This window comes from Aeromonas sp. 1HA1 (genome assembly GCF_029237385.1).
GTDB lineage: Bacteria > Pseudomonadota > Gammaproteobacteria > Enterobacterales > Aeromonadaceae > Aeromonas > Aeromonas popoffii.
Window position 1 is genome coordinate 1 of sequence record NZ_JAACGC010000112.1, and the last position, 7,332, is coordinate 7,332.

Genomic DNA, 7,332 nt, shown 5'->3' on the forward strand with positions numbered 1-7,332 from the left:
CCGCACGATGAAGAGCAAAAGTTAGCATGATCGTTACCATGTTCGGGAGTCACATAGGAGATCAGATCCTGGAAATCGGGAAAAGTGCCAATCAGTTCACAATATTTGTGTATAAGAGTCAGGCCTTGAACTGATTGCTCATGGGGTCGTAGTGATAGCCTATCTGCAATAAACGGGTCGCGAGCTGATCCTCCGTCATGTCGTAATAGGCCAATAACTCCTCCAGACCATCGCACTCCAGCCGCAGCTTCTCATTGATGATCCCGAGCAGAATATTGGCATCTATTCGTTGCAAGGTGCTAACGTCCATCCTCATCTCTCCTCTTCACAAAGTGACTGTATAACCATGGGCGCCGGCTCCCATTTTGTCCATAGCCTAAAAAACACCCACATTCAGCGAAAAATAAATATCTTTTAAAATCAATTGCATGAATATAATTCCTGCCAGCTTGATCACATTATTGACCATAAATGGCTTGTCACTGGTGTGAGCTGCAACTACTGTATGCACATACAGCATGGTTATTCATACAGGAAAAGCATATGAGCCAGCCCATGAGTCATCCCCTTTTTGCCGCCTCTGTCAGCATGAGCAATCCTTGGCCCACTCGGCATCAAGGCAAGATCGAAGATGAACCTCTCACGGCATCTGCCAGCCAGGAACCGCCGCTGCTCGATGAGCTGGTGAGACTGAGCCACGGCGACACGGGCTGGATCCTGCTCATTGCGCCGCCGGGTCTGCCGGTAGCCAAACAGCTGCAGGCACAGGGGATCAATCCTGATCGCGTGCTGGTGGTACACAGCCCCAAGATCAAAAACTGGCAACGCATGCTGGAGCAGAGTCTGGGTAATGGCCACTGCGCGGCCGTCCTGACCTGGCTGCCTGAGCAGGTCTCGCTGGATCGCGCCAAGCTAAGCAAGCTGGGACAACGCTTCGGGGTGCTGACTCGCTTCTTCGAACCGGCAAGGACCGCCCTCCCCGTTCACAACGGCGCACTGGCCTATGGCGGACAGGATGTCTATCTCAACCATTGATACCGGGCCGATCGAGCGAAAGGATAAAACCGTGCAAAGGCAGAGTGGGATGAACAGTCGTAGGCACAGACGAGGTCATCAACAAAGATTACAGGGGGGCAAAATACCCCAGTGAGCAACGTTCAAGCAGGACGACCCCGCCCATGAGCAGGTCGCCAATCTGGCCTGCCACGCATAGAAAAAGGCGCCCCTGGGGTCTAATGCAAGTCAGTTAAGAGAGTGTGAGTCTCAGCCCGCGAGGGATAAGGGCCAAAGAGTGAGGGAGGCATCATGCCTCCCTCTTTTTATTGGATGCCAGTCAGGGCAAAGGTGTCAGCCAGATTGACGTGTTAACCCTGGCACAGCTCCTGTTATTCAACATTTCGAATACTCAGTCACAAAAATGCTTAACTGACTGGCATCAGACCCTGGGGTCACTTTTTTACGCAGTGCCTATTGTTGAATAGGACCTGCGAGTTGGCGACTCAGGAGAGCTTGGTATCGAGTTCGGCAATCTTGGCTGACCAGTAGGCCGGGCCTGTTTCATGTATGTTGTTGCCCCGAGAGTCCACCGCCACTGTCACCGGCATATCTTCCACCTCGAATTCATAGATGGCTTCCATCCCCAGGTCGGCAAAGGCCACCACACGCGCCTTCTTGATCGCCTTGGCCACCAGATAGGCGGCGCCACCGACGGCCATCAGATAAACGGCCTGGTGCTGCTTGATGCTCTCGACCGTCTTGGGGCCACGCTCGGATTTGCCGATCATGCCGATGAGGCCGGTTTCACCCAGCATCATGTCGGTGAACTTGTCCATCCGGGTGGAGGTGGTGGGACCCGCGGGGCCAACCACTTCGTCACGTACTGCATCGACCGGGCCGACGTAATAGATGAAACGGTTGGTAAAATCTACCCCTTCCGGCAGACCTTCCCCCTTCTTGAGCATGTCGGCGATGCGCTTGTGGGCGGCATCACGACCGGTGAGGATCTTGCCAGAAAGCAGCACGGTATCACCGCTCTTCCAGCTGGCAAGCTCCGCCTTGGTGATGCCGTCGACGTTGACGCGACGCACGTTGCCACCCGCTTCACGGGTGATTTCCGGCCAGTCGCTCAGTTTCGGCGGGGTCAGTTCGGCGGGGCCTGAACCATCCAGTTCGAAGTGAACGTGACGGGTAGCGGCGCAGTTGGGGATCATCACTACCGGCTTGGAGGCCGCGTGAGTCGGGGCGCTCTTGACCTTCACGTCCAGCACTGTGGTGAGGCCGCCCAGACCCTGGGCGCCAATCCCCAGCTTGTTGACCTTGTCGTAGAGCTCTACCCGCAGCTGCTCTTCGGTGGTCTCGGGACCACGGGCGATCAGCTCCTGAATGTCGATGTGCTCCATCAGGGCCTCTTTGGCCAGTACCGCGGCTTTTTCGGCGGTACCGCCGATACCGATGCCCAGCATGCCGGGCGGACACCAGCCGGCGCCCATGGTCGGCACGGTTTTCAGCACCCACTCAACCACATCATCAGAGGGGTTGAGCATCACCATCTTGGATTTATTCTCGGAGCCGCCACCTTTGGCCGCGATGCTCACTTCCACCTTGTTGCCGGGGATCATATCGATATGCACGACAGCAGGGGCGTTATCCTTGGTGTTCTTGCGGCTGCCGGCCGGATCGGCCAGTACCGAGGCGCGCAGCGGGTTGTCAGGATTGGTGTAAGCGCGGCGGGTGCCCTCGTCCACCATCTCCTGCACTGTCATGTCGCTGTCCCACTGGACTTGCATGCCGATCTTGACGAAGCAGGTGACAATGCCGGTGTCCTGGCAGAGCGGACGATGCCCTTCGGCGGACATGCGGGAGTTGATCAGGATCTGGGCCAGGGCATCCTTGGCGGCCGGGTTGATCTCGCGGTCATAGGCAGCCTTGGCAGCATGGACGAAATCGAGGGGGTGATAGTAGGAGATGTACTGCAGGGCGTCGGCGACGGAATCGATAAAATCCTGTTTTTTAATGATGCTCATATCATCCTCACTGGTCCTTGTCTTCACCATGACGGCAGAGCAAGGGCTTCCATATAAGCCGTGCTTCGGTGTGGTGGTGCCAGGCGAGGTGCCTGCCGATCCGAGAGACAACGGCGTGTTTTTTCTAAAAATTCCGGCGCCTATGATACGCTTGCCCCCCCGTACCGGCTAGGGAGCAGGGTGCAAACTGTTGCCTGTGTAACAAAAAATGAAACCAACTCTTCATATCCACCATTTTGATCACCAGACGGCGCTGCATGCGCTGTTTACTCGTCTGCATCATCAGCCCTGGGCCATGTTGCTGGAGTCGGCCGGCCCTCAAGGGGCGGACAACCGTTTTGACATCATCACAGCCGACCCGCTGGCGACCCTGCAGACCGAGGGACCCTTGACCTGGATAGCCCAGGGTGAACAGCGCCGGTCGTTTGATGCAGATCCCCTGACCCTGCTGGCACAACGGCAGCGCGAACTGCTGGGTGAAATGGCGCCACACAGCGACACGCTGCCTTTTATTGGCGGCGCCCTCGGGCTGTTTGGCTATGATCTGGGCCGCCGCTTCGAACGGCTGCCGGAGCAGGCGCAACGGGATCTGTCTGTGCCAGACATGGCGGTGGGCATTTACGACTGGGCGCTGCTACGAAATGTGGCGAGCGGCGCCTGGCAGCTGGTGCACTGGGGTGACGAGGCCGGCCTCCATCGCCGGCTGCAGTGGCTGGCCGCGCAGTACGAGATACCAACACCGCCATTTGCCCTGCAGGGGGAGTGGCACAGCAACATGAGCCGCGCCGAATATGGCGAGAAATTTGCGCGGGTACAGGCTTACCTGAGTGCCGGGGACTGTTACCAGATCAACCTGACCCAGCGCTTCAGCGCCGCCTATCGCGGTGATGAATGGCAAGCTTATCAGGCGTTGTCACGCGCCAACCGGGCCCCCTTCTCGGCCTTTATCCGACTGCCCCAGAGCGCCATCCTGAGCCTCTCCCCCGAGCGGTTCCTGCTGCTCGATGATCGCCATATCGAAACCAAGCCCATCAAGGGCACTCGCCCACGGCTTGCCGATCCACGGCAAGATCAGGCCAGCGCCCTCGAACTGGCTGGCGCCGACAAGGACAGATCGGAAAATCTGATGATAGTGGACCTGCTGCGCAACGATATCGGCAGGGTGAGCCGCCCCGGCTCAGTCCACGTGCCGAGCCTGTTCGCGGTGGAGTCATTCCCGGCGGTGCATCATCTGGTCTCCACCATCCACGGTGAGCTGGACAGCTGCTGGCAGGCGGTGGATCTGCTGCGTGCCTGTTTCCCGGGCGGTTCCATCACGGGTGCCCCCAAGATCAGGGCGATGGAGATCATAGAGGAGCTGGAGCCCCAACGACGCAACGCCTACTGCGGCAGCATCGGCTACCTGAGTCAGCATGGCCGGATGGATACCAGCATCTGCATCCGCACCCTGATAGCGGCAGATGGTCAGCTGCACTGCTGGGCCGGTGGCGGCGTGATCGCCGACTCCGAGGTAGACAGCGAGTATCAGGAGACCTATGACAAGGTGGCTCGCATACTACCGCTGCTGAATGCGCTGCGCTAAGCACCTGACGCATGGACAGAAAGGGCGCCACGCGAGAGACTCAAGGACAGAACCAGGCAAAGAGTTGAGAGACATAGCCAAGATGGACCGCACCGAACTGTTGACCCGCTTCTTGCTGCAATGCCCCGCCCCGGCCCATCGGCTGACGGAGGCAGGGCTCAAGCCCGCCGCCGTCTTGCTGCCGCTGGTAGCCCGGGCCGACGGCCTGCAGCTACTGCTGACCCGTCGCAGCCCGTACCTGCGCCATCATGCGGGGCAAATCAGTTTCCCCGGTGGCAGGCAGGATCCCGACGACCGGGATCTGATCCACACGGCATTGCGGGAAACCCAGGAAGAGCTCGGCATCGCGCCCGCCCAGATCGAGATCATCGGCACCCTCAGCTCCCTCAATACTGTCTCCCAATACGAGGTGCTGCCGGTGCTGGGACTGGTTGCAGCCGATTATCAGCTCACCCTGAGCCAGGATGAAGTCGAGCACGCCTTTGAAGTACCGCTGACCCATCTGCTGGATCGGCGTCACCATATCGCCCTCACCATCCCAAGAGGTGGCAAGCAGCACACCATCTACTGGATCCCCTGGCAGCAGCACTTTATCTGGGGGGCCACCGCCAGCATGATTAACCAACTTGCCCAACACCTTGCGAGATAACAATTTACTTACATTTGACCGAGCAAGATTTAATCATTAACACTAAAATAACGTGCCAATTGATAAACAAAAATTGAACTTTTCTTGTTTTGATCACATTTCCATAAGAAAGTGCGGTTTTCTGTGCCGTAAAGATGAATTTGATCAACATTTTTGATTAAAAAAATCGTATCCTTGCGCCGACTTAATAAGAACCACACATTCGGGGTGAGATAGATGTCAAACACAGTCAATGGCACGCAGGACGTTGCGTCGTCAACAGAGCAAGGGACCCGCTCTACTCAAGCTACTCGTTGGGAAAAACGCGACTCTACCTGGGTCATCAGCCTGTTTGGCACCGCCGTTGGCGCCGGGATCCTGTTCCTGCCGATCAACGCCGGTATGGGTGGCTTCTGGCCACTGGTAGTGATGGCGCTGCTGGTTGGCCCAATGACCTACCTGGCTCACCGTGGTCTGGCTCGCTTCGTCCTCTCCTCCAAAAAGCCCAATGCTGATATCACTGAAGTGGTAGAAGAGCATTTCGGCGTTGGTGCAGGCAAGTTGATCACCCTGCTCTACTTCTTCGCCATCTACCCCATAGTGCTGATCTACGGCGTGGGTATCACCAACACCGTCGAGAGCTTCATGGTCAACCAGCTGCAGATGGTGGCCCCACCACGCTGGCTGCTCTCCATCGTGCTGATCATGGGCATGATGTCGGTAATGCTGGCCGGCGAGAAGCTGATGCTGAAAGTGACCGAGTTCCTGGTCTACCCGCTTATCGTCATTCTGGCCGGTATCTCTTTGTACCTCATTCCTGACTGGACCGGCGCTGCACTCGAGCAAGTGCCCTCTGCCAAGGATTTCGCCACTACCTTGTGGCTGACCATCCCGGTACTGGTCTTCTCCTTCAACCACAGCCCTGCCATCTCCAGTTTCTCCCTGGCCCAGCGCCGCGACCACGGTGACCAGGCCGTCGAGAAAGCCGATGCCATCCTCAAGCGTACCTCCATGGTGCTGCTGGGCTTCGTGATGTTCTTCGTCTTCTCCTGCGTCATGAGCCTGACACCGGCTCAACTGGCTGAAGCCAAGGCCCAAAACATCGCCGTGCTCTCCTATCTGGCCAACCAGCATGCCAGCCCCCTCATCTCCTACTTCGGTCCGCTGGTTGCCTTCGTGGCCATCGTTTCCTCCTTCTTTGGCCACTATCTGGGCGCCCGAGAAGGTCTGAAAGGGATGATAGTGCAGAACATGCGCAAGTCAGGCAAAGAGCCGAATGCCAAGAAAGTCGAGATGTTCATCATCGCCTTCTTCATCCTGACCCTGTGGGGCACCGCGGTGGCCAACCCCTCCATCCTCGGTATGATTGAATCTCTGGGCGGCCCCATCATAGCCACCATCCTGTTCATCATGCCGATGTACGCCATCAAGCGCGTGCCAGCCATGGCAAAATACCAGGGTCACATCAGCAACGCGTTCGTCGCCCTGATGGGCACGATCGCCATCTCCGCCATCCTCTATCAGCTGGTCGGCTAATCCCCCTACCTGCCTCTGATAGCAAAAAGCCAGCCGAACATTCGGCTGGCTTTTTTATTGCGCTTGTCCCGCCCTGAATATGCTTAACGCCTCATCACGCAGTTACTGCGGTGACGTAAAGCTCAACTCACACAACGATCTGGGGCACAGCCCGCATCATGATGTTGTCAGCGCACCTCAGCCAACAAAAATGCCCGTCGGGTGAGCGACTGGCCTCTCTTGAAAAACACCTACTCTCTCTTGCTGACTAGAGTGGCTGTGCTTCCAAAACGAACGGCGTGATGCCGGTGATCTCAGGGATGCCGAGTAGCAGCGTGTCTTTCTGACCATGGCTACCGGGCTTCATGGTCAGATATGCGGTGACACTGGCGTCGCGATTGGCAAATTCGCGCATCTTTTTCTCCCACATCCCCTCATATATTTTTCCATCCTTGATAGAGCTATTGTCAAATCTGGTGTATGGCGTCGGTCAGGCGGCACTCCTGTCTGACTCCTCCAGCACCTTTACTCCGTCCTTGAATTTCACGTTGTTCGCTACCAACGTCAGCAGCGCAAATCCCTTG

7 protein-coding genes are annotated in these 7,332 nt (G+C 57.3%); 4 read left to right on the forward strand and 3 right to left on the reverse strand.

The window, feature by feature from the left end; genetic code table 11:
• Positions 1–118: 118 nt before the first annotated feature.
• A complete protein-coding gene (locus GWQ22_RS20305; protein ID WP_275931463.1) occupies positions 119–310 on the reverse strand; it encodes a DUF4250 domain-containing protein in 192 nt (63 codons plus the stop codon).
• A 233-nt stretch (positions 311–543) separates the two neighbouring features.
• Here GWQ22_RS20305 and GWQ22_RS20310 point away from each other — a divergent pair, with 233 nt between their 5' ends.
• A complete protein-coding gene (locus tag GWQ22_RS20310; RefSeq protein ID WP_212514914.1) occupies positions 544–1,035 on the forward strand; it encodes a cell division inhibitor in 492 nt (163 codons plus the stop codon).
• 464 nt (positions 1,036–1,499) lie between these two features.
• Here the strand turns inward: GWQ22_RS20310 and GWQ22_RS20315 are convergent, their stop codons facing one another.
• Complete coding sequence (locus GWQ22_RS20315) at positions 1,500–3,023, reverse strand: fumarate hydratase (RefSeq protein ID WP_042034872.1); 1,524 nt, start codon at positions 3,021–3,023, stop codon at positions 1,500–1,502.
• Between the two features lie 295 nt (positions 3,024–3,318).
• On the opposite strand from GWQ22_RS20315, the gene pabB reads away from it, so the two are divergent.
• From pabB to GWQ22_RS20330, 3 genes are all read left to right on the forward strand, one after another.
• Positions 3,319–4,605 carry an aminodeoxychorismate synthase component I gene (pabB, locus tag GWQ22_RS20320; protein WP_275931466.1) on the forward strand — a complete coding sequence of 429 codons (1,287 nt, stop codon included), beginning with the start codon at positions 3,319–3,321 and terminating at the stop codon, positions 4,603–4,605.
• A gap of 82 nt (positions 4,606–4,687) precedes the next feature.
• Positions 4,688–5,254: a CoA pyrophosphatase gene (locus GWQ22_RS20325; RefSeq protein ID WP_108537642.1), complete on the forward strand. Its 567-nt coding sequence runs from the start codon at positions 4,688–4,690 to the stop codon at positions 5,252–5,254.
• A gap of 216 nt (positions 5,255–5,470) precedes the next feature.
• The gene (locus GWQ22_RS20330; protein WP_275931464.1) at positions 5,471–6,769 is read left to right on the forward strand and encodes a serine/threonine transporter; all 1,299 of its coding nucleotides are present in this window, start codon (positions 5,471–5,473) and stop codon (positions 6,767–6,769) included.
• A 247-nt stretch (positions 6,770–7,016) separates the two neighbouring features.
• Here GWQ22_RS20330 and GWQ22_RS20335 read toward each other — a convergent pair whose 3' ends face one another.
• A complete protein-coding gene (locus tag GWQ22_RS20335) occupies positions 7,017–7,163 on the reverse strand; it encodes a hypothetical protein (protein ID WP_275931465.1) in 147 nt (48 codons plus the stop codon).
• Positions 7,164–7,332 lie beyond the last annotated feature (169 nt).